Raw genomic sequence first — 21979 nt, 5'->3', positions numbered from 1 at the left:
CCATTAATCTTGAATATTAATTCAGTCATAATAAAAAGTCCAAGCTTGTACCACGTATTACAACAAAAAACATTTACTTAGAGTGAAAACTTATAGCTAAATATCAATAGGATAGACACTTTATAAAATGTTTAGTTTAACTAATAAAGCTAATAAAATTTGAAGAAGAATTTGAATATTCACTGCAATATCTGTATCAGTAGTTGTTACGGTTACGTTTCTAGAATTTTTAATAAATGTTTTTTGTCTATTAATTTGTTTAATAGCTGATTTTTGAAATAATTCTTGTGTTATTTTATCTGCCTTTTCACTATCTGCTATAGAAATACTTACTACAACTACGATAGCTGCTTGTAATGCCGCTTGGATAGATAGCGCAGCTTTTGTATCTGTAGTAGTAACTTGTACATCTGCTGAATCAACTATTTCAATATATTCCTCAGAAATTTGATCGATTTCATCTGTTTGTATAGCTTCCTCTAAAAAATTTGCATTTTTACTAAACGAATAATAATTTAATGATTCGCAATCTTCTTTTTTCGGCTCGCAATCCTCTTTTTTTGGCTCAGGAACTCGTTTTTTCGGCTCAAACTCCCGGTTTAATGGATCCCGATTTTTCTTTCGTCTACAAACTTCACATTCACACATAAAATCACCCCTTTTAGTCTTAAAAATTAGCAATATTAAAATATTGACTAACTAATAGCATTTTATGTATTTTTTTTAAATTTGTTTGGACAAGTAACTTAATCTTCTACTTCTTTTTCTAATAAAAAAAGCTGCCTTCTAATAAGAAGACAACTTTCTTTGTGACTACTCTAGAATAGATTTCATACAATATAATTGTTCCTTCCTTATAACCTGAGTTCGTCACTTTAGTTATAAAAATGTGGGTATATCCTATACCTTTTTTAGGGACCATCCATAATTTATTTCATAAAAAGTGCTTTGTTTTACTGAAAGGTGGTTGCGGAAACAACCGCCTTTTTATTCGGAACAAAATAAAACTTTTATATAAAAGACCCATACTTAAATACACTAAACTTCATATAATATATTGCATCCTTTCTTTTTAGAATAAGTAGTCGTTTACTGAAGGGCACTTTTCGAAGTGCTCTTATCTTTAACCCCCCTCTTTTTCAGGAAGAGTTTTTTTACTAAACCCTAATATGATTTGTATCACTAAGGCTAGGGATTACGACATTTCCTTAATAACTTCAATGAATATAGTAGCTACTAATTAAAATACCCCTATGATCTTCTCTACACTTAAACAATCGTGCATTACCGAACACATGAATTAATTTTTATTTTGACTATGTAACACTAAATTCACAAGATTATTATCCTATGTTTGATGAAGCCATCATTTCAATGCCAGCAACCCCACACTTTTAACTAATAACTTAAACAAATGGGCTACCTCAAGGTTCCTTTGATATAGTATGTTATGTTATGTTCTATATAATGAAGAGAGCGCTAGTATTCCGAAGGAGGATATATATGAGTATTCAATTGGCCACATCTAACGATTTAAAATGGATTAATAGTCAATATGACTCAATAGGATTTGTACGAAGTGATTTAAAGAGAGATAAAGTTGCAATTATTACATATAACAACGAGTATGCAGGTGTTGGCCGATTAGTCCAAATAGATGAAGATACTTTAGAAATGGGCGGGATTTTTATTCTGCCTCAATTTAGAGGGCTTCAATTAGCTGGTGAGCTTGTTTCATTTTTAGTAGAAACTGCGAAAAAATCACAAATACAAGATGTATATTGTCTTCCTTTTGAGGAATTAGAAAACTTTTATAAGAAATATGGATATACTGAAGTCGATACTACGACAGAAGCAGTCCATCCAATTATTCTAAAAAAATATAATTGGTGTTTGGAGAACTACGATAAACACGTTCTACTATTTAAATTGTAAATGTAATAAAGTGAAACTTTAATCAGTGGGAGTTTTAATCAAATCCCTCACCAATCGGGCTTTGATTAAAACTCTATGTTCCGTCAATACTATAGATAAGATGATTGTACTTCTCCATTTCCCCTTGGAGAGGAGCAGTTGGCTTTTGCTAGCTGCTCTTTTATTTTTTCAAAAAGTCACATAAATATCTTTAATTCCAAACATTCAAAAGATAAAATATGATATGATTGTTATGAAGATATTTACCAACTAATAAATGCGCCCTAGACTTACGTACTAGGGCGCATTTATTTTTTAGTATGTAACCCTTCACTCATCTATTATCCACAAAATAAGTATCATATGCCTTATCAAATTCATATCCTAACTTTTCTGCTAGTTTAGCAGATGTAGTATTCGCTGCGTCCCAGTTTGGATACTTTCCATTTTCTAAGCAATCCAATATAAGAGCTGCACTTACTACAGTTGCCAAGCCCTCTCTTCTATGATTGTGATCAGTCGCAACTTCAATTTCAATCCCATCATTATAAATACTATACGAGGATGCACCGCATACAACTTCTCCGTTATATAAAATGCTATAACCTATACCACGGTTTATATAATCTTCTACCGAATGAAATTGACTTGTGAAATCTTCAGATATCTTATGTAATGTAGGGCTATTTGCGATATGCTCGTCTATTCTTCTTAACTCATATTCTTTTGGAAGTGCTGATATAAAAGATTTTAATTTTGAACGATTAAAAACTTCTGGATTTCGTTTGAATTTATAACGTAAAAACTTATCTATTTTTCTTTCATGGAATGTTTCTAAGCGTTGTTTCCACTCTTCACTATTTACGATAACTAAAATTCTTTCTGGAATATTACGTAATAACTCTTCCGTTTCTTTCGTATTTGGGTCTCCAGCGTAAAATGTAAAAATCCCTACCGTAACTTGTGCTACTTTTGGATTTTCAAGATCATTTACCCAAGCAGTACCCATATGCCCTTGTAAATAAGAAAGTAAAACAACGTTATTGAAATCCTCAAACATAGAAACTAGTTTTTTTCTTGTATGTATATTCGCTTCATATATCATTTACATTCCCGCCTTCTTTAGAATCAACTACTCTTAACATTTTCATGAGCGCTCCATAATTCGTATTCATATACATACCCACCTGTTCATCATAAAAGCAATTGACTATTAAATTAAAACTTCGAATATTTATAAAATATCAGTAAACATAAAATGATTATAACATCTACTAACTATGAAATGATCAACATATAAAATAAGTCAACAATAAATATATTTCTTACCCGTTAACAAACGGTTTGAAGGACCAACATAATTAATTATGTAACAACCCTCAACAATAGTTTGAGGGTGCATTTAAATACATGTGTTATAACTCATTTTTATAAATAAAAGATTCCGTCTCACCGTTCTTATATACTTTAGTCAATTTAACAACTGATTTGTACGTGTTAACGTCATCCTCTATCATTTTTTTCATCTCTTCTATTTCGGCATCACCAGTTCCGCCCTCTATTTTTAAACAGTTCGAAATGGAAAGGTATCCGCTTGATGCCAATATAAAAATAAAAATCGTATCAGGAAAATTAATAAATAATAATCCGTAGTTTAAAGGGTCTCCAGCTGGATGTGATAAAAGTAATCGAAAACCTACCAGTTCAGGTACTTGAACAAAATCTCTAGAAACTCTCGCCTCACCTACTATAGTAATTTGCTTTACTACATTCCCGAGATCATCTGTAAATTCAGTACATCTAGGTGGATTAATTGTTGTTGCTTGGAAAGACACATTTAATTCAGGATTGTTAAAATCGAAAAAGATTGTACTCCCCTCCGTTAAACAATGCGGGCAAACATTTCCTAGCAAGCTAAAGTCCTCTTCAATATATTTAACTTTTGTTTTGCAACTACATACTTTCCCTATTCGAATTGCATCAATCTTTGAACAATCGACAAATATAACCTCATAGTCTTCTTGTACGAATGATACGATACCTGTTTTCTTATTAAATGAAAGAAAATAAGATACAGCAATTTCGTTTCCTGCTATTATGATACTTTCAACTTTTGTATACGGTTCTAGACTCTGTAAAAACTCACATATACTATTTTGGCAACACCCACAATCACGTTTCGGTTCACACCCCACTTACACTCCATCCCTTCTCTATATAGAATTGCTACTACATATATATGAGAAGAAAATAAGAAAAGCTTGGACAATATAACGTTAACGTAGCAATATCGTTACCTAATCGTACATTTATATGGAAATCACACCATTTTTGAGTAAGGACACATAATTTTTACTATAAATACATATAACAATTTCATCTTTCATGAAAAAAACGTTATAATAAGGTGTAGCCTCTACGATTACGTTATAAAGGAGATTAAAACAATGGCTAAAATTAAAGTATACCAAGCAAAAGAGGAAAATATGGAAGCAGTAAAAAACATCATTGATGTTGAGGAACAAAACCCAACTGCTGAAAACTTACAAAATCTATACGCATGTGTATTAGATACTGAAGATATGGCATTGCCTGAATCATACATTGAAGAAGATATCTTAATTGATTCTATTGAAGTTATGGTTAACGCTTCTCAAAGCAAAGTAAGAGACTTAGGTGCTTACGATGTAATCGAAGTTCAAAACAAAGGTAAGAAAACACAAATTTTACTATTAGCAGACGAAGAATACGAAATTATCGAAGGCTAATCTAAATCCGTACATACGAAAAAGCTCCTTTCCAATTAGAAAGGAGCTTTTTCATTACGCTTTTGATGTTTCACTCTTTTTATTCGTTTGTTGTTTCTTAATTACCATGCGCTCATTTCCCATAAAGAAAATGAATATGAATGCTAATCCAGCTGGTACCAATGCCCACATGAATGTTTGAACAATTGAACTAGAAAGAGCGTCAATAATCTTATCTAATATTTGCGGAGGGATTTGAGATCTTGCCGATTCTGATAGAATAGCTCTTGAATCCCCTAAAGCGTTTGTATTCATTCCCCCGCTCATCCCTTTAAATGCTTCTTCTAATTGATCTTGGAAACCTGTTCTTTGGATCATTCCGAAGATTGTAATGCCTAGTGTCATTCCTAACGAACGAATGAAGTTACTCGTTGAAGTCGCAGACCCGCGCTGTTCCATACCGAAGTTGTGAATAGCTGCCATACTTAGTACAGAGAATGAGAAACCGACTCCAAATCCGATAATAATCATATAAACTGTTAATAATGCACGACTTGTTTCTGGTGTTAACGTGCTTAATAAGAATAGTCCAATTAGCATAATAACCGCAGAAATAATCATAATGTTTCGGTAGCTAAGTTTAGTTGTTAAAAATCCGCCTAACTGCGCTGTTACGACTGATCCTAACATCATCGGTAAAAGTAATAATCCTGAGTTTGTTGCGGTACCACCGTATACACCTTGAATAAATAACGGAATGTACACAGTTGCTGACATAAATGCAGCACCGTAACATAAAGCAATAATTGTACTCATTCCGAATAAGCGCTGCTTAAACATCTCAAATGAAATAATTGGTTCTTCTACTTTTCGTTCAATAAAAATGAATGCGATGATTAAAATGGCGAATCCACCAAATAAGCTTAAAATAAAGCTAGAATCCCAATCATATTTTTGTCCACCTAGTTCTAAAGCAAACATTAAACAAATTACTGCACCAACTAAAGTAATTGCGCCAAACCAATCAATTTTTTGCTTTCTATGAACGCGTGATTCTTTATAAAAGAATGTAATAAAAATAAGTGCTAAAATGCCAAGTGGTAAGTTAATATAAAATACCCAGTGCCAGCTAATGTAATCGGTAATATATGCGCCAAGTAATGGCCCGAAAATACTAGATAATCCAAATACCGCTCCGAATAAACCACCCATTTTCCCGCGTTTTTCAGGTGGGAAAATATCAAAAACGATAGTAAACGCGATTGGCACTAATGCCCCGCCGCCAATACCTTGAATGGCACGATAAATACCTAACTGTGTAATATTTTCAGCAGTACCACAAAGTGCCGAACCAATCATAAAGACAATTAAACCGAAAATAAAGAATCTCTTTCTACCATACATATCTGATAGCTTACCGAAAATCGGCATGCCTGCCATTTCTGCGACCATATAGGCAGAAACGACCCATACAAAGTTTTCGAGGCCTCCTAAGTCACCAACGATTGTTCCCATCGCCGTTACGACAATGGTATTATCCATCGATGCCGTTAAAATACCTAGCAATAAGCCCGCCACAACAAAGCCGAGCTTATTATTCTTCTCAACCATATCTCTTGCTCTCCCTCATACTACTTATATTTGTTTATGTTCTTTTACGACTGCATTACCTTTTTGATTAAAACTAGTATGATATTCTACAACACTAATTTCACATCCAGGACCAATTGTGACGTTGTTGCCTCTTACAACTTCAGCAATCGTATGTTCTAAATAGATATCATCTCCTTCAACAATCGAAGTTTGGAGGTTTCCAGCATGACTAGTAAAAGGAATAAATCTCGTTTTTTTACGAACAGTAATCTTTTTGCCACCAATTTCTCTTACCTTACTGCCTTCATAACGAAGTGAGATTTGAATATTTTCAGCATTAAGTAATCCAGCACTTTCAAGACCACCAGTTAATGATAAATCTTCTATTTCAATATCTCCCTTCACATTTAAAGCACCTTTTACATCTACGAAATCACCTGAAAACTTTCCTGCAATATCTATCATACCTCTAACTTTTGTTTTTTCAATATGAGCATCACCATGAATTTGTGTATTACCATATACTTTTACATATTCCGCATCTACATTTCCTTGTACTTCGTTATCTCCATACACGACATAGTTTTTCACTTTCACATTACCGCGTACATCACTCGTTCCGTACGTTTTAAACTCATTGCAACTCATATCATTGGTAATTGTTCCTTCACCGCGAATCTTCACTTTATTATAATCTCCGCCTGCTGAATTACCAGAACCATTTACTGTGAGACTATGTGGATGTTCCATACTGATTTCTCCCTTCCGTTAAACCTGCTTAAATTCTTTTACATTTGCATTTTTATCAACAGTAAGAACACCGGTATATTCAATCAGTTCAATCTCACAGTTTGCTCCTACTGTAACATTGTTTCCTCTTACCGTTCTTATGTGAGCATAATCAATATCGATATTGTCACCTTCTAATAGTTCAGCTTCTAACTGCAAGCCAAATACTGTTTTAAATAGCCTACTAAATGTACCTGATCTATGTCTTACTTTAATCGTTTGACCACCAATTTCTTTCGCTCGACATGTACCGTGAATATTTATATTAATTTCATCTGCGCTTAATAAACCACCGATTGTAAATTGTCCTTCTGAAGAAAAAGTATCCACTTCACAATTACCGTCAATTGTAGCTTGACCATTGACTTTAAATTCTTCACCAGTGACATTTCCACCTATCGTACCTTTTCCTGCAATTTTCAAACTGTTTGCTTTTACATTTTGCGTAATTGTTGCTTTTCCATCAATTCGCATCGTTTCAGCATGAACTGTGCCATCAACTTTACCAGATCCGCTAATTCGTGCACTGCTACTTTTCAAATCGCCAGTAACTGCACCGTAACCGTTACATTCAAATTGCTCACATTCAACATTTCCATTCACAGTTCCTTTTCCGTTTAATTGCACTTTATGAAACTCGCCACCATTCGATGAACCGTAACCATTTATAATCAAATTATCTGTACGCATACTTTCTCCTCCACTACAACAATTTAGTTTTTAATGCTTCGGTATATTTCATAATCGCTTCGCGTAAAACGATTTTGGTGCCTTTTTCAAAAATTAAATCGTCCACGTTTGAAACTAATAAACATGTAGAAATACCTAACTTTCGGACAATGATTAAGTCACAAGTTTTATGTTTCATTGCTTCATAATTTTCACGTAAAACTTGCAAGACCATTTTTCCTTCTTCTAAACTAATCTCTCCTGATTGTAGTAATTCTTCTAACATGTACACATAAAGAATGTCTACAAATTGAAACTCTGCTGTTTTATTCGTTTGTTCTATGAAAAATTGTAAAACTGGTTCTGATGCAATCCCCTTGCGTAAAATCTCTTCCTTTGTTAAAAGAATTTCTCTCACACTCGGTGAAAACATGTTCGCTAGTTCATCAAGTGATAAATCCTCTTTCATCGTTTGGATTTTATCGATACGCTCTAATATCTTTTCTTTCGGAAAAAATGTCTCTTGACCTGTAAACGTTGATTTTCGTACAAACCAATCTTCCGGAATTAAATTTTTTCTTTTCCACCTATATAACTGTCCGTATGAAATACCAGTTAGTTCTAATAAATCTTTTTTTGAAATTAAATCTGTACTCAACTGTATAACACTCCTTCCTGATAACAATGTAACATAACACTGTTACGCTGCAAATAGACTTTTATCACAAGTAGCGTAACAATGTGTAAAACAAACCTATTCTCACATACAAAAAGGCTCTTACACATCTTATGAAAATGTGCAAAAGCCCTTATATATCAAGATTTAAACCAAATATTATAAAAATCAATCCAACCTTGTGAATTAATCATTATATTTTGAACTTTTTCATGTGTACTTACCTCTTGTTTATTACGATATAAAGGAATAATATGAATTTGACGTAACAAAGTATCCTCGATATCGCGTAACAGTGTAACTCTTTTCTCTAATTCTTCTTGTCTAAAATAAGGAGACAACTTTTCATGAAAGTCCATGCTGCTTTGTCCATGAATAAAACTATTTTTTGTAAGAAACATATATAATAAACTATCTTCTATTCGTTCACTTATTGTGGCACTATCATGCATCATATCGGCCTTTTGTATCGTACTTACTTCCAATAGCTCTTCTATCTCAAGAAAATTATTTTCTACACGAATCCCGTACTTCGCACACTCTTTTTGTATCCATTGTGCATCTTCAACATGATCTCGTCCTGTAAATGTGTAGAGTTGTAGCACTTCACTATGATAAGTACTCCTTTTAATTAAACTTTCGATATCTTCGTCAATATCTACTATGCTTTCATTTGCTAATATTAGTTTCTTTGCCACTTCTCCACGTTCTCCGCCGAGTTCTTGAACGATTGTATAACCATGAATGATTTGATATAACGCTTTCCGAAATAACGCATCTTGCATTGGTCCTTCTTTCATAAGATTACATGTTATATATGTCACGTTCGACTCAAGCCGAGACAATTCTTTATTATGTTTTTCTTTATCTTTATACTGCGCCTTTACTAAAACATCGTATGTACTTACACCTTGTTCTACATTCCACAACTCAATACGATCTAAAAAAGGTCTTTCACGAAAATATAAAGGATGTCCTTCTAAAATGAACAGATTTTCATTACTTTTATATAATTGAAAAGGCCCTGTTCCAATTAACCCTCCTGCTTCATCTTCATTCACGATAGAACACTGTTCTGCACTTAGCATATGTAAAAACATTCGATTTTCCGTATGTAATTGAATTTCGAAAACGTAGTCATCCACTGAACGGATATTTTCAACGTGTTGTAACATCCATGCGTGTGCATTATTTTCCAGCTTCATAAATCGATTCAACGAGTATATAACATCATGTGCAGTAAGTTGTTTTCCATTATGAAAGTGAACTCCTTTTCGTAAGTAAAACGTCCATATTTTTTCAGCGTCATTATATTCCCAGTGAAATGCAAGTCTTGGCTCTATAATGTTTGTATTACCGTCTACATACACGAGTGTGTCAAATATATGTTTTACCATATGGCATTCTGAACGCATTGTAGCGTATACAGGATCTAATGTGATATCTAAATTCATTTGTACTTGCAACCGGAGTACATCTCTTCTCCCTTCAGATGTCATTTCAACCTTATGACCAAATATTGAATCCACCCAGGAGTGATATTCTCCCTTTACCGATGGAAAATGTGAGCTATAGCGTTCCACAAATATGCTTCCGCTTTTCACATCCCCTTTTTTCGTTATTTCTTTTCCTCTATCTAAAATTAAAGACATCGGGTGCTTTTGAAATATTAACTTAGAACGATTTCCTCTGCCGCGACCTGGAAACCACTTAATCCAATTTAACTCATCTAATTTTTTTATAATTAATTTACTATTACGCTCTGTACAAAATAGTGTTCTAGATATATTTTGCACTGTTACTTCCAATCGTTCTCCCTCTTTTTTCCCTTTTCCATAAGCAATCCATAGTTCAATGTATTGATCTAAAATAAACATCATACTCCCCCTAAAAGGTGAAAAATACTCCCTATTGTTTCTACCCTTTTTCCAACTCTCCTTTCATCTTATCATTTCAATATAGAAAGGAGGAATTAATATTGAATTATCTCTTACTTCGTTACAATAAACCTATTTTTATTAGACTGTGCGGTGAATTATTAACCCGAACGACTGAATCTATGTTAGCTCTCATTATGATTATTTACGTCAATAAAATGTTAAACGGCAATGTAATAATAACTATGCTGATTTTCGGACTGCAGCCACTTTCAGACATTTTATTTACACTTATTGCTGGAGGAATTACTGATAAATATGGCCGAAAAAAGATTATGTTACTCGGATTATTACTACAAGGTGTTGCAATCGGTAGTTTCATTTTCGCTCAATCCGTTTTTATATTTGCACTGTTATATGTCATTAATGGTATTGGCCGTTCCTTATACATTCCAGCTCAGCGTGCACAAATTGCTGATTTAACAAAACAAGAGCAGCAAGCAGAGATTTTTGCTCTCCTACAAACGATGGGAGCAATCGGATCCGTAGTCGGCCCTTTAATCGGTGCAAGTTTTTATAATACTCACCCAGAATATTTATTTATCGTGCAAAGTGTAACTCTTACGATATATGCTGTTGTTGTTTGGACCCAGCTCCCAGAAACTGTTCCACCTATAAGTAAGTCGAAACAAACAGTTGAGGCAAGTTCACCAAAGCAATTTGTTTTTAAACATTACGCCATATTCGGTCTTATGGTTTCTACACTTCCTATTAGCTTTTTTTATGCACAAACTGAGACGAATTATCGTATTTTTGCAGAACATGTATTTCCTAATCTCGTATTCATACTCGCATTTATTTCAACATGCAAAGCCATTTTGGAAATCATTCTACAAATCTTCCTCGTAAAATGGTCTGAACGATTTTCTATGGCGAAAATCATCCTTATTTCTTACGCCTGCTATACAATAGCTGCAGTTGGCTTTAGTTATTCAACGACGATATTGTCGTTATTCTTCACCTTACTCTTTTTAGTCATTGGAGAAAGTATTGCTCTAAACCATTTATTACGATTCGTTTCAGAAATTGCACCTCATGATAAACGTGGTTTATATTTTTCAATTTACGGTATACACTGGGATATATCTCGAACGTGTGGACCAGTTATTGGTGCAGTTATATTAAGTAAGTTAAATGGAAGTATGCTGTTTTATATTTGTGCTAGCTTCTTATTAGTTGGAGGTATTGTTCAAGCGCTATTTGTTCAAAGTTTGAAACGTAAAAAAATCGTGAACCATCCTACACATAATTTATAGGTTACTACTTTTTCAGTAGATCAACATTTCTTATTGGATAAATGCTAAAAAATAAAAGTGAAGTATTTCGCATATGAAGGTATGTTTTATATGACAGGAGACGTTCCTTGTTTACAACTAAAAACACCTCACTTCAAGAAAGTGAGGTGTTTTTGAAATCACTTAATTTCTTATCCTGCCATTTTATTAATACTATCCTCTGGCGAAAATACGGAAATATGATCGACCTTACCAGTCGATTTTGGAATGACAAATTTCAATTCATACTGGTTATTTACTTTGTATACATATATTTTATCTTCACCATTCTCTTTAACTGAAGATGGTTTTCCTAATGCTTTTTCAATTTCTTGTAATGTAATCAATTTTAGTTCTGCATGATATGAGCGTACATCAAAAACTTGTGACCCTTTATTAAATCCGAAAACAACATTTTTATTTGTAAAAGTTGCGTACATTCCATTCCCTGCATATTCGGTTTTATTTGCTTTCCCCCACGCTTTTTCAATTTCTTCAATATCCCCTGTATGGGCTCCAAATGGCACATTAGGTACCTTTCCTTCTTTTGCTAGTTCAAACAAATCTTTAACGTGGTTAATTGATTTTTGATTAAGTGTTCTATCTTTCGAATCTTGCTCAGCTGATGGTTTTGTTGTTTTTTCATTACTTGGTTTTGCTTCAAGATTTTTCTTTTCTTCTGAAGAATTGCTTTGTTCATTTTTATGATTTTTCGAGGCTGGATTTGCTTCCTTTTTTTCGTCTGTCCCTTTACATGCTGCTAATGCAAATGTGCATGTAAAAGCAAGAAATAACATAACTATTTTGAAATATACTTTCATCATTTTTACCCCCTATTGTATTTTATTCATTTCGATAATCAACCGGATGCGAAGTATAGTATTAATTAAGGACTTCTAATTCTAAATCGTCACTTTCCCATAATTTTAAAAAACTTGGAATTATATTGTTAATCATCGTATTCATCTCCTTCTTTAAACCTTCTCTTCTTGATGATAATATCCTCTATCTATAACTTAAAACATGCTGTCACAACAGCTCCTTGAAACAAAAAAACCAGTAGGAAGTGATTACTCTTTTCCTACTGGTTGAAATGAAATTAAACGGTAAATCTTAGCTTCTTAAAAAATGTAGCGATAGTGTTTTTTACTGTTTCAAAATTATAAGCAAACGTGTTATCTCCACTTAATGATGAAATACATGTTAAACCTGCAGCTTTAATAAAAGCTTTTACATCTACAAGCATAGAATTAGCCTCCAAGAATTTAATTACAATCATTATAACAGGTGTTTTACGACGCTAACATGAAAGTAATAAATAAATTTCTATTATTAATTTATCCCGCTATTTGCTGGGTAGTAAGATCCCCACCTCAAAATTCAGCGGAAACAAAGAAGTTAGGTGGGGGCCCTGCTGCCCGTAAAAGCTAAATTGGTGAGGGCTGATAATCAGTGGGAATGAACAAAACCCCCACTGATTAAAATTTCACCTTATTTAGCTTACAGTACACCATTTCAATGTCATATAAAAAAGCTGCCCAAAAAGAGCAGCTTCAAATATGTATATTACACTTCAATTGATTTACCATCTTCAACAATATGATAAAGTAAATGCGCTAAATGATGAATTGGACCGTATTCTTCCTCTTCCTCATCTGTTTCGCCTTGGAATTCAAGATCGTTTAAGTATAGTGCTAAAAATTGATAGTATAGTTTTAAATCAAATCCGTAGCATGCAGTTGGTTCTTCATGATCCCCTTCATATTGTAACATTAAGTATTGATCATTTCCTTCTGCATCTTCTGCATCAAAGAATACGAAGAAGCCAACGTTTGTATCTAAATCAAATAAATGACGAGTACCTTTTTCAGTTGCTTTATTGAAGTCCTCTTCACTTAATTTATGTACTGTTGTCGCTTTTGCATTATCTTCTTGATGGAAATTTACTGTAAATGATTTCAATGCTGACACCTCCTGATTGTATAATACTAGCATAACATATAAAAAGGACTGCTTACAAATGTAAACAGTCCTTACATTCATTTTCGCATTGCTCGTAATAAGAAGCTTACGATGAAAATTAAAATGATCGCACCGATTAAAGCTGGAATAATTGCATATCCGCCAATGACTGGACCAAAACTACCAAGTAATTTCGAACCAACCCAAGAACCGATAATACCAGCAATAATATTACCAATTACACCACCAGGTACGTCCTTTCCAGTAATTAAGCTCGCAAGCCATCCTAATATACCACCGACGATTAAAGACCAAATCATATAATAACCTCCTTTACATTTCACCAATCAAAATATAATTAGAAACAATTGCTTACCATTAGTTATGTGACATTTTTCATAAGTTATTCATGTTGTTCAACTTTAAGATTTTTGAGAATAATACACACAGATTAAACCTTTTTTTGAACTAACGATTTATCCGACTTGTTATTACACACATTAAGAACAATCTGCCTTCAATATTGTTCGCATAAACTCTTCTTTAAAAGCTGCATAGTTAAAACCAACAGCAATTCTTTGAATCGGCCGATCATCAAACCTTGTTGGCTCAGCTATTTTTCTAAAGTCTGCTACACTTTGGCCCCTAGTCACATCATTTGTCGTACTAATCCACACTGCCGATTTTTTATATTCGAAAATACTGTCATTTATAAACGAGATAAACGGTAGTAAATCGTGTATAGGACTTCCACCAATACCCGGATATTCTTTTTTATAGAAATTCTCATAATAAAAATCAATCATTGGTTTAATGAGTTTCGCCTGTCCAGTTCCTTGTTTATCTATTATATTCACCATTTCAGGCGTAATAAGCGCGCCCTGTGTTACATTTAACGGGTATATGCTAGCGTTTTTCGCATATTTCATAACAATATTTGCTGCAATTGGATCACCATAAAAATTCGCTTCAGATACTGGTGTAACATTACCTGGAAATAGGAAAGCGCCGCCCATTATATAATACGAACAAATACGATCCATTATATTTGGATACAATAAAAATAACGTAGCAAGCGTCGTTAGTCTCCCTGTCGCCACAATTATAATATCTTCTGGACAAGGTTCGATTAATTTGATTAATTCACAAAAATTTTCTCGTTTACAAATTCTCATCTCAGGTGGAATAATAGGACCTAAACCGTGATCCCCGTGGATTTCAGGGAAAAACAAAGGCTCTTCAGCTGTCATCGGTCTACTCGCACCTTCAATAATTTTCACTTGTGTAGCATAGTACCTTTCTAAAAAATAAACATTTTCCGTAACGATATCTCGTGATACATTCCCGTACTCAGCAACAATACCTAGAATATCTAATTTACATGTTTTATTTGCATAAATTAACGCTACGGCGTCATCAATACCAAAGTCTCCAAAAAAGATAATTTTCTTATTAACTATTCTCACCCCTCTTAAGCATAATCTACTATTATTATTATGTGAAAAAGACAAGGCGGTGAAACAGCGCAAACTAAAAAAGCCGCCTATTTATTGGCGACTTCAATCTTTTTATAAGACAAATATGCAAGTACATTTTTACTTGAATCGTATTTCGGGTTATTTCCTTTTCTCGGCTCTCTCATATGTGTCTTTTCAAATCCAGGAATGTCCGGCATTTTCTCCATAAATTCAAGCATTTCTTTCTCAGTACCTTCAATACGTACACGAATCATTATATCTATTCCTCAATTCTCAGTTTCTCTGTACTAAGTATATCGTACTTCAGAAAGACTGCAACACATTTATCTTTTTAATGTTGTACTTTTTTTACATATAAACATAGCCATTTCAGTATAGAACGACTCTACCTTATTATTTTTAAATTGAATATTAAAATATTCCTTCATTTCGTTTGGTGCTTTCATCATACATTCTGTTAATTTTTCACGCTTTTGTACAGGAACATCCATCATATTACACCACCAGTCAAAATCAAACTTCTTATCAAAAGTAAGGCATGACTGCATTTGCAAACCGTGTTTTTCTAATAAAGTAAGCCATTCTGTCTTTTTTAGAGCTCGTTCATGACTTGGGTCCCGCTTTTTTTCTATAAAATTATAAAATGTATCATATTCATTATTTTCTGGCGAAACATTATCTATTAAGATGAATAATCCATTATCCTCCAACGTACGATTTACTTCATAAATAAATTGAGCCGGATTCGTAAAATGATGGGCTGCAATCCGGCATGTGATTGTATCAAAAAAATGGTCTGCAAATGGTAAATCCTCTGCGTTTCCTGCTACAAAAGATACATTTTCATGCCCATTCTGCTTTATAAAAATTTTGGCTTTTTCTAACATCTGTTCTGTTAAATCAAGTGCAACTACTTCTTCAAACATAGGTGCTAACATATTTGCCACATGTCCACCACCAGTAGCAACATCAAGAAGACGATTATTATGACGAGACTCAACTTGTTGAACTACATATTGTAAATCCAGTCCTTTAGCATGTATTTTACTATTTACATATTTATCTGCATTACTGCCAAACTGTTTTTTCACAAGCTCTTCTTTACTCATATTATCATCTTCTTTCTATTGTTATTTACATATACGACTCATATAATTATTACAATTCTCTTCATGTATTTTCAAATCCTCTTTTCATCTCACTTCTCATCACGTTCCCTTATAATCAAAATAATATGATTATACGTTTTTCCATTAAACAAAAAAGGCTACGGGAACTTGCCCCCTAACCTGACTAAATATTTACTACATTTTTATTTCTTCATATATATCTATATAATATAAATCCTCTTTCAACTTCATAATAACATCTACTTCGTTATAAGTAGCCTCACGAGCATGTAAACCAAATTGATCCATACCAATCCATATCCACCCAGGTGTAAGATATAAAACATCTATATTAAAATAATCTAACTTAGTAAGCTCCGATGTAATAAATTTATCTTTATTAGCGATTTGTTTATCTATTAAACCATATTCTTTTCCATTTTCAAATAGCGATATAAATTTCCCTACAATCGGATGTTCACGAACAATAAAATGATATTCTTTTCCCTCTATATTTACCACAATCAAACGAGAAACAGATAAATCAGGCCCTGAATTCGACATATTTGTTTATTCACCTCCTTATATAAGCTTCTTAAATATGATAACAAATGAATATTCAAATTAAGTTAATATAATGTAAAAAATAAAAAAGCTGAATCCCCTTTAGAAATCAGCCTTTATAATTCGATCAACTTTATTCTTTTACAAATTATTATAATGTTTCTTTTTCCTCATCATTTCCGGAAACTAAATTTCCTATAGCATCCGCTGTTACTTCTACTACAAATTCACAAATACCTGCTACAACTTCTCCAATTACTTCATCCATCTTTTTACCCCCTTATTTTATGTAACTTATTTGTAGTATAGAAGAAATTAGCGAATGTAAACTATCGAAAAAGGTGACATAAACCTTACAGAATTGTAAGCTCTTTCATCCCTCTGCTTATCCCCTTTGAAACTCCAAGTATTTTTAGCAGACATATAGGCCATCATAAATATGAAGCAAGTAATAATCTAGTGTCAGGAGGCGTTTAATATGTATTACGTAAAATTAATTAAAGGTCAATCTTTCTACGCTTTTGATCATCGTTTCTTGGTGTCTGAAGAAGAAGAGGTTTCAGAGAAAATTTATAATTACTTACGACGTAATGAATTTTTTGAAGTACGTAAAGAAGAATATTCTGCTTAATTACAAAAAGCATTAAGAAAAATATCATCTTATTTTGATATATTCTTGATGCTTTTATGTGAATTTCTTCTTTTCAATAATTGTTGTTGACTCTATTAAATAATCTAGTATTTGTCCAAGCTAATTCTTCACTATTTTCATATTCTAGTATATGAAAATAGTGAAGAATATGACTCATATCATTGATTACCAAGCTACTCAACCTATTAGTAAAACTGGTGAAACAACTTTTGCAATCCCCTCTTCTCCAAATAAAGCAATTCTAGCAAATTTGAAATTGAGAATTTCAAGTAGAGATTCACGTAATAATCGAGTAGAATTAATCGCTACAATTGGTGTAGAAGGAATAACTGGGACTTCACAAGTTTTATTCCGAATTTTCCGTGATAATATTGAAATTTTTAATGCACAAGTAGGTATTGAATCTACAGATTCTGAACAATTTTACTTACAAACATTTCAAGCTATAGATCAAAACGTTAGCAGTGGAACACACGAATATTCATTAACTGTAGAAAACCTTACTAGTGGTGCTAGTGCAGAAGTTGTTGGTCCTCTATCTTTTAGCGCTTTAGCTATTGGAAAAGAGCAAAAATGTTGCTAAGTGAATCTAATATTTAATTTTGTACTTGAGAAAAGCGAGGCGTAGTTATTCGTTCTTGCTTTTATATATATTCTTACTTTCTATTAGCTTTAATCATAAAATTTTTACGTTTGGATTCACTTATTTCAGCACTTAACACATCAAATTTTTGACAAATCAAAAAGATTGAAATCCACTTATGAAACACGTAATATAGACTCTGACTCTAAAAAAGTTCGTATAAAAACACTACATAAATAAGGAGGTTTTATATACGAGTTTTTCATTTTAAAAGACGGAGAGGTTTTAATGTTATGTGGCGTAATAAAAACGTTTGGATTGTTTTAATTGGGGAGTTTATTGCAGGTCTAGGATTATGGCTTGGTATTCTTGGCAACCTTGAATTTATGCAAAAATATGTCCCTTCTGATTTCATGAAATCAGTTATATTATTTATCGGACTATTAGCCGGTGTTCTAGTTGGACCTATGGCTGGCCGTGTCATCGATCAGTATGAAAAGAAAAAAGTTCTTCTTTACGCTGGGTTTGGTCGAGTTTTAAGTGTTATTTTCATGTTTTTTGCTATTCAATTTGAAAGTATCGCATTTATGATTGCATTTATGGTTGCTCTTCAAATTTCAGCAGCATTTTATTTCCCTGCATTACAATCTGTAATTCCACTCATCGTACGTGAGCATGAGTTATTACAAATGAACGGTGTACATATGAATGTTGGTACAATTGCTCGTATTGCAGGTACTTCACTAGGTGGAATTCTTTTAGTTGTGATGAGTTTACAGTACATGTATGCCTTCTCAATGGTAGCATACGCCTTATTATTCCTCTCGACTTTCTTCCTACAATTCGAAGACAAGAAATCAACAACACCAAGTAAACAAGCTGCAAAAGATAATAGCTTTATGGAAGTATTTCGTATTTTAAAAGGAATTCCTATTGCTTTTACAGCACTTATATTAAGTATCATCCCTCTATTATTTATAGCTGGGTTTAATTTAATGGTTATTAACATTAGCGAAATGCAACATGATCCTACGATTAAAGGGTTCATATATACAATTGAAGGTGTCGCATTTATGATAGGTGCCTTCGTAATTAAACGTCTATCTGATCATTTCAAACCTGAAAAATTACTATATTTCTTCGCAGTTTGTACTGCTTTTGCACATCTGTCATTGTTCTTTAGCGATATAAAATGGATGGCTCTTACATCATTTGGGTTGTTTGGGTTTAGTGTTGGCTGCTTCTTCCCTATTATGTCGACGATTTTCCAAACGAAAGTGGAAAAAAGTTATCACGGTCGCCTCTTCTCATTCCGTAATATGTTTGAGAGGGTTATGTTCCAAATCGTCTTACTTGGCACAGGCTTCTTCTTAGATACAATTGGGTTACAATATATGGTTCTCATCTTCGGAGTCGTTTCATTATTGATTATTTCTATTTCCCTCTCTAAGCAGAAACATTATGAAAAACAGCATTCGCAATCTGCGAATTTATAAAATAAACAAAGAAGTATGGATCTAATATTGAATCCATACTTCTTTGTTTTATAATACGCCTATTTATTACGTTTATTGAAATTACCTAAAGGAGTATCCTCCTTTAATTTCGAATAGATTATAAAAAGTACTCTTTATAAAAGGAGTGGTAAAATGTCTGATAGCATCCAAGTATTTATTGTCCTGCTCTTTGCAATTGCGCTGTTTAGCATCCTAAACTTTTTAGCCATTTCCTTATCTGGACATAGTTTTAAAAAAAGAATCGTGGCAGGTTTCATATTTTTACTACTGACTCCCATTATCTTTTTGACTATGGCAACATTTGCTTCTATATTCGATAAAGCAGGATTTGGCGCAGGTACGTTAGCCTTTATGATCGCAAGCGTATATATATTAAATGGAATAGTGATTCTGCTTTCCTCTTTATTTATCCTCAAAAAAGACATAACATAGGCTATGGTACTAGCATGAATCTGACTTTACACTAGATTCATGCTTATTTAATTTCTCCTAAATTTTTATATGAAATTAAATAATTCTTTAAAAAAATTTAAACTTTATTTATTATAATATCCCTATCGTATTCGCACGTTTATTCAAATTTAAAAGAAAGGAGCACAAAATGAAAAAGGTTCTACTTACAATTCCTATACTAATCATCCTACTTAGTGGATGCAGCAATAACGATATATACGGTTCTTGGGAAGTCGTTGACAATAAAAATGGTGAATGCCCTGTATATTATAAATTTGAAACAGTTGTCAAAAAAGAAAATAAAGAGGAAATTGTGCAAAATTTAGTAGAAATGCAAACAACAAAGAATAAAGACGATTTATATAAAGGCTCATTTGTCAAAAATTCTAATGTATATCACATTGATTATGGTAATTCATTTACATCAGAGCAAACTTTAAAAGTTGCCGACGATACATTAAATGTATACTTTTTGACAGCTGAAAAATTATGCACGTATAAAAAGAAATGATTACATTTCAGAGGAAACGCAGAAAATATTTTCTGCGTTATTTCACTTTAGAAATCTTCCACAAATACTTAATAAAAACTATAAAATAACTTAAGTTATATAAAATGAATCCTATAATAGACATTTCAATTAACACGTCTACGCTATTTACATCGATACTTTTTCAAAATAGGCTAATCCTTCCTCTAAATTTATCAATCGTTTTAATTTTCATAAAAAAATGATAAAATATAAACATGTGTTTTCAGAATAATTAAAAATGCAGAATGAAAGCACTGTTTTAGGAGGGGTTTTGATGACTTACACGTTAGCAACTAGAATGAAAGCATTCCAATCTTCTATATTTAGTGAATTAGGAGCCTATAAAAAAGAAAAAATTGCAGCAGGTCATAACATGATTGATTTGAGCATCGGAAATCCTGATATGCCGCCCGCTGATTTTGTAAGAGAAACAATGGTACATACAGCGAGTGAGAAAGAGAGCTACGGGTATACATTATCAGGTATTCAAGAATTTCACGAAGCTGTAACTGAATATTACAACAATACTCATAACGTTTTATTAAATGCGGATAAAGAAGTTTTATTATTAATGGGTTCACAAGACGGGCTCGTTCATTTACCTATGGTTTATGCAAATCCAGGTGATATTATATTAGTTCCTGATCCAGGATATACAGCTTATGAAACAGGTATTCAAATGGCTGGTGCAACATCTTACTATATGCCTTTAAAGAAAGAGAATGGTTTCTTACCAGACTTAGAAGTCATCCCTGAAGAAATTGCCGATCAAGCGAAGATGATGATTTTAAACTTCCCAGGGAATCCCGTTCCAGCAATGGCTCATGAAGATTTCTTTAAAGAAGTAATCGCATTCGCGAAAAAGCATAATATTATCGTTGTCCATGATTTTGCTTATGCTGAATTTTATTTCGATGGTAATAAGCCAATTAGCTTCCTCTCTGTACCTGGTGCTAAAGAAGTTGGTGTAGAAATCAATTCTTTGTCAAAAAGTTATAGTTTAGCAGGTAGCCGTATTGGATATATGATTGGAAACGAAGAAATTGTTCGTGCACTTACTCAATTTAAATCTAATACCGATTACGGTGTATTTTTACCAATTCAAAAAGCGGCATCTGCAGCACTAAGAAATGGCGCTGCATTTTGTGAGAAAAACCGCAATATTTATCAAGAACGGAGAGATACTTTAGTCGATGGATTCCGAACATTTGGCTGGAATGTCGATAAGCCAGCTGGTAGTATGTTTGTCTGGGCAGAAATTCCACAAGGATGGACTTCTCTAGACTTCGCTTATGCATTAATGGATCGTGCGAATGTCGTTGTTACACCTGGTCATGCATTTGGACCTCACGGAGAAGGCTTCGTACGTATTGCACTCGTTCAAGATAAAGAAGTGTTGCAACAAGTTGTTGAAAACATTAGAAATAGCGGCATTTTCGTCCTTGAAAAAGTAAATGAATTAGTTAAAAATTAATTCCGGCTCCCCTGCTTAACTTTAGCAGGGGTATTATTAATTGGAGGTACTTTCAT

Annotated in this window: 25 protein-coding genes; 9 read left to right on the top strand and 16 right to left on the bottom strand. The window is 33.1% G+C overall.

Annotated elements, in window-relative coordinates; translation table 11 throughout:
- Positions 1-120: 120 nt before the first annotated feature.
- Positions 121-648, bottom strand: coding sequence for a spore coat protein (locus tag ACTFRM_RS11280; RefSeq protein ID WP_098277210.1), 528 nt, complete (start codon positions 646-648; stop codon positions 121-123).
- Between the two features lie 855 nt (positions 649-1503).
- Between ACTFRM_RS11280 and ACTFRM_RS11275 the strand changes: the two genes are divergently transcribed.
- Positions 1504-1935 carry a GNAT family N-acetyltransferase gene (locus tag ACTFRM_RS11275; RefSeq protein ID WP_088322504.1) on the top strand — a complete coding sequence of 144 codons (432 nt, stop codon included), beginning with the start codon at positions 1504-1506 and terminating at the stop codon, positions 1933-1935.
- A gap of 313 nt (positions 1936-2248) precedes the next feature.
- Here the strand turns inward: ACTFRM_RS11275 and ACTFRM_RS11270 are convergent, their stop codons facing one another.
- Both ACTFRM_RS11270 and ACTFRM_RS11265 read right to left on the bottom strand, forming a co-directional pair.
- Positions 2249-3019 carry a GNAT family N-acetyltransferase gene (locus ACTFRM_RS11270; RefSeq protein WP_000638727.1) on the bottom strand — a complete coding sequence of 257 codons (771 nt, stop codon included), beginning with the start codon at positions 3017-3019 and terminating at the stop codon, positions 2249-2251.
- A gap of 310 nt (positions 3020-3329) precedes the next feature.
- Complete coding sequence (locus ACTFRM_RS11265; protein WP_088322503.1) at positions 3330-4109, bottom strand: BC_2878 family exosporium-associated protein; 780 nt, start codon at positions 4107-4109, stop codon at positions 3330-3332.
- Positions 4110-4361: 252 nt separating this feature from the next.
- Here ACTFRM_RS11265 and ACTFRM_RS11260 point away from each other — a divergent pair, with 252 nt between their 5' ends.
- Positions 4362-4682 carry a hypothetical protein gene (locus ACTFRM_RS11260; RefSeq protein WP_001062733.1) on the top strand — a complete coding sequence of 107 codons (321 nt, stop codon included), beginning with the start codon at positions 4362-4364 and terminating at the stop codon, positions 4680-4682.
- A 54-nt stretch (positions 4683-4736) separates the two neighbouring features.
- On the opposite strand, the gene ACTFRM_RS11255 is transcribed toward ACTFRM_RS11260, so the two are convergent.
- From ACTFRM_RS11255 to ACTFRM_RS11235, 5 genes are all read right to left on the bottom strand, one after another.
- Complete coding sequence (locus ACTFRM_RS11255) at positions 4737-6272, bottom strand: MDR family MFS transporter (RefSeq protein WP_088322502.1); 1536 nt, start codon at positions 6270-6272, stop codon at positions 4737-4739.
- A gap of 24 nt (positions 6273-6296) precedes the next feature.
- The gene (locus tag ACTFRM_RS11250; protein WP_017673238.1) at positions 6297-7004 is read right to left on the bottom strand and encodes a hypothetical protein; all 708 of its coding nucleotides are present in this window, start codon (positions 7002-7004) and stop codon (positions 6297-6299) included.
- Positions 7005-7022: 18 nt separating this feature from the next.
- On the bottom strand, positions 7023-7733 hold the full coding sequence (locus ACTFRM_RS11245; protein ID WP_088322501.1) for a bactofilin family protein: 711 nt from the start codon (positions 7731-7733) through the stop codon (positions 7023-7025).
- A gap of 13 nt (positions 7734-7746) precedes the next feature.
- Positions 7747-8370: a YhbD family protein gene (locus ACTFRM_RS11240; protein ID WP_000102257.1), complete on the bottom strand. Its 624-nt coding sequence runs from the start codon at positions 8368-8370 to the stop codon at positions 7747-7749.
- A gap of 158 nt (positions 8371-8528) precedes the next feature.
- Complete coding sequence (locus ACTFRM_RS11235) at positions 8529-10265, bottom strand: ABC transporter substrate-binding protein (RefSeq protein ID WP_088322500.1); 1737 nt, start codon at positions 10263-10265, stop codon at positions 8529-8531.
- A gap of 101 nt (positions 10266-10366) precedes the next feature.
- On the opposite strand from ACTFRM_RS11235, the gene ACTFRM_RS11230 reads away from it, so the two are divergent.
- Complete coding sequence (locus tag ACTFRM_RS11230) at positions 10367-11581, top strand: MDR family MFS transporter (protein ID WP_088322499.1); 1215 nt, start codon at positions 10367-10369, stop codon at positions 11579-11581.
- A 170-nt stretch (positions 11582-11751) separates the two neighbouring features.
- On the opposite strand, the gene ACTFRM_RS11225 is transcribed toward ACTFRM_RS11230, so the two are convergent.
- The 8 genes from ACTFRM_RS11225 to ACTFRM_RS11190 form a co-directional block, all read right to left on the bottom strand.
- On the bottom strand, positions 11752-12423 hold the full coding sequence (locus ACTFRM_RS11225; protein ID WP_060852032.1) for a YjgB family protein: 672 nt from the start codon (positions 12421-12423) through the stop codon (positions 11752-11754).
- Between the two features lie 275 nt (positions 12424-12698).
- Entirely contained in the window at positions 12699-12845 is a 147-nt protein-coding gene (locus ACTFRM_RS11220; RefSeq protein WP_000959548.1) for a hypothetical protein, read from the bottom strand.
- Positions 12846-13165: 320 nt separating this feature from the next.
- Complete coding sequence (locus ACTFRM_RS11215; protein ID WP_000834883.1) at positions 13166-13561, bottom strand: hypothetical protein; 396 nt, start codon at positions 13559-13561, stop codon at positions 13166-13168.
- 77 nt (positions 13562-13638) lie between these two features.
- On the bottom strand, positions 13639-13881 hold the full coding sequence (locus ACTFRM_RS11210) for a GlsB/YeaQ/YmgE family stress response membrane protein (RefSeq protein WP_000638306.1): 243 nt from the start codon (positions 13879-13881) through the stop codon (positions 13639-13641).
- Between the two features lie 180 nt (positions 13882-14061).
- Positions 14062-15027, bottom strand: a complete 966-nt coding sequence (locus ACTFRM_RS11205) for a nucleoside hydrolase (protein WP_088322498.1) — start codon at positions 15025-15027, stop codon at positions 14062-14064.
- Between the two features lie 77 nt (positions 15028-15104).
- Positions 15105-15293 (bottom strand): DUF3970 family protein, encoded by a 189-nt coding sequence (locus tag ACTFRM_RS11200; protein ID WP_000621887.1) that lies wholly within the window; start codon positions 15291-15293, stop codon positions 15105-15107.
- Between the two features lie 69 nt (positions 15294-15362).
- Positions 15363-16148: a class I SAM-dependent methyltransferase gene (locus ACTFRM_RS11195; protein WP_088322049.1), complete on the bottom strand. Its 786-nt coding sequence runs from the start codon at positions 16146-16148 to the stop codon at positions 15363-15365.
- A 195-nt stretch (positions 16149-16343) separates the two neighbouring features.
- Entirely contained in the window at positions 16344-16712 is a 369-nt protein-coding gene (locus tag ACTFRM_RS11190; protein WP_173600639.1) for a hypothetical protein, read from the bottom strand.
- Between the two features lie 478 nt (positions 16713-17190).
- On the opposite strand from ACTFRM_RS11190, the gene ACTFRM_RS11185 reads away from it, so the two are divergent.
- The 6 genes from ACTFRM_RS11185 (at position 17191) to ACTFRM_RS11160 (ending at position 21923) form a co-directional block, all read left to right on the top strand.
- Positions 17191-17343, top strand: coding sequence for a YqbF domain-containing protein (locus ACTFRM_RS11185; RefSeq protein WP_000291905.1), 153 nt, complete (start codon positions 17191-17193; stop codon positions 17341-17343).
- Between the two features lie 169 nt (positions 17344-17512).
- Entirely contained in the window at positions 17513-17947 is a 435-nt protein-coding gene (exsC, locus tag ACTFRM_RS11180; protein WP_141096665.1) for an exosporium protein ExsC, read from the top strand.
- A gap of 293 nt (positions 17948-18240) precedes the next feature.
- Complete coding sequence (locus ACTFRM_RS11175) at positions 18241-19443, top strand: MFS transporter (RefSeq protein WP_088322052.1); 1203 nt, start codon at positions 18241-18243, stop codon at positions 19441-19443.
- A gap of 153 nt (positions 19444-19596) precedes the next feature.
- On the top strand, positions 19597-19896 hold the full coding sequence (locus tag ACTFRM_RS11170) for a hypothetical protein (RefSeq protein WP_440043301.1): 300 nt from the start codon (positions 19597-19599) through the stop codon (positions 19894-19896).
- Positions 19897-20065: 169 nt separating this feature from the next.
- Positions 20066-20428 (top strand): hypothetical protein, encoded by a 363-nt coding sequence (locus ACTFRM_RS11165; protein WP_088322053.1) that lies wholly within the window; start codon positions 20066-20068, stop codon positions 20426-20428.
- A 295-nt stretch (positions 20429-20723) separates the two neighbouring features.
- Positions 20724-21923, top strand: coding sequence for an LL-diaminopimelate aminotransferase (locus ACTFRM_RS11160; protein WP_173600637.1), 1200 nt, complete (start codon positions 20724-20726; stop codon positions 21921-21923).
- Positions 21924-21979 lie beyond the last annotated feature (56 nt).

The organism is Bacillus cereus group sp. MYBK227-1, assembly GCF_051916325.1.
Taxonomy (GTDB): Bacteria; Bacillota; Bacilli; order Bacillales; family Bacillaceae_G; genus Bacillus_A; species Bacillus_A cereus.
The sequence above is the reverse complement of the archived record's forward strand: the minus strand, read 5'-3'. Positions and strand labels throughout refer to the sequence as shown.

Bases quoted from the DNA above. Each gene is read 5' to 3' on its own strand.
- ACTFRM_RS11190 (WP_173600639.1), bottom strand. From the start codon at position 16,712: ATGTCGAATTCAGGGCCTGATTTATCTGTTTCTCGTTTGATTGTGGTA.
- ACTFRM_RS11160 (WP_173600637.1), top strand. From the start codon at position 20,724: ATGACTTACACGTTAGCAACTAGAATGAAAGCATTCCAATCTTCTATA.
- ACTFRM_RS11250 (WP_017673238.1), bottom strand. From the start codon at position 7,004: ATGGAACATCCACATAGTCTCACAGTAAATGGTTCTGGTAATTCAGCA.
- ACTFRM_RS11270 (WP_000638727.1), bottom strand. From the start codon at position 3,019: ATGATATATGAAGCGAATATACATACAAGAAAAAAACTAGTTTCTATG.
- ACTFRM_RS11275 (WP_088322504.1), top strand. From the start codon at position 1,504: ATGAGTATTCAATTGGCCACATCTAACGATTTAAAATGGATTAATAGT.
- ACTFRM_RS11235 (WP_088322500.1), bottom strand. From the start codon at position 10,265: ATGTTTATTTTAGATCAATACATTGAACTATGGATTGCTTATGGAAAA.
- ACTFRM_RS11185 (WP_000291905.1), top strand. From the start codon at position 17,191: ATGTATTACGTAAAATTAATTAAAGGTCAATCTTTCTACGCTTTTGAT.
- ACTFRM_RS11280 (WP_098277210.1), bottom strand. From the start codon at position 648: ATGTGTGAATGTGAAGTTTGTAGACGAAAGAAAAATCGGGATCCATTA.
- ACTFRM_RS11175 (WP_088322052.1), top strand. From the start codon at position 18,241: ATGTGGCGTAATAAAAACGTTTGGATTGTTTTAATTGGGGAGTTTATT.
- ACTFRM_RS11200 (WP_000621887.1), bottom strand. From the start codon at position 15,293: ATGATTCGTGTACGTATTGAAGGTACTGAGAAAGAAATGCTTGAATTT.
- exsC (WP_141096665.1), top strand. From the start codon at position 17,513: ATGACTCATATCATTGATTACCAAGCTACTCAACCTATTAGTAAAACT.
- ACTFRM_RS11255 (WP_088322502.1), bottom strand. From the start codon at position 6,272: ATGGTTGAGAAGAATAATAAGCTCGGCTTTGTTGTGGCGGGCTTATTG.
- ACTFRM_RS11165 (WP_088322053.1), top strand. From the start codon at position 20,066: ATGAAAAAGGTTCTACTTACAATTCCTATACTAATCATCCTACTTAGT.
- ACTFRM_RS11225 (WP_060852032.1), bottom strand. From the start codon at position 12,423: ATGATGAAAGTATATTTCAAAATAGTTATGTTATTTCTTGCTTTTACA.
- ACTFRM_RS11195 (WP_088322049.1), bottom strand. From the start codon at position 16,148: ATGAGTAAAGAAGAGCTTGTGAAAAAACAGTTTGGCAGTAATGCAGAT.
- ACTFRM_RS11260 (WP_001062733.1), top strand. From the start codon at position 4,362: ATGGCTAAAATTAAAGTATACCAAGCAAAAGAGGAAAATATGGAAGCA.
- ACTFRM_RS11170 (WP_440043301.1), top strand. From the start codon at position 19,597: ATGTCTGATAGCATCCAAGTATTTATTGTCCTGCTCTTTGCAATTGCG.
- ACTFRM_RS11210 (WP_000638306.1), bottom strand. From the start codon at position 13,881: ATGATTTGGTCTTTAATCGTCGGTGGTATATTAGGATGGCTTGCGAGC.
- ACTFRM_RS11245 (WP_088322501.1), bottom strand. From the start codon at position 7,733: ATGCGTACAGATAATTTGATTATAAATGGTTACGGTTCATCGAATGGT.
- ACTFRM_RS11220 (WP_000959548.1), bottom strand. From the start codon at position 12,845: ATGCTTGTAGATGTAAAAGCTTTTATTAAAGCTGCAGGTTTAACATGT.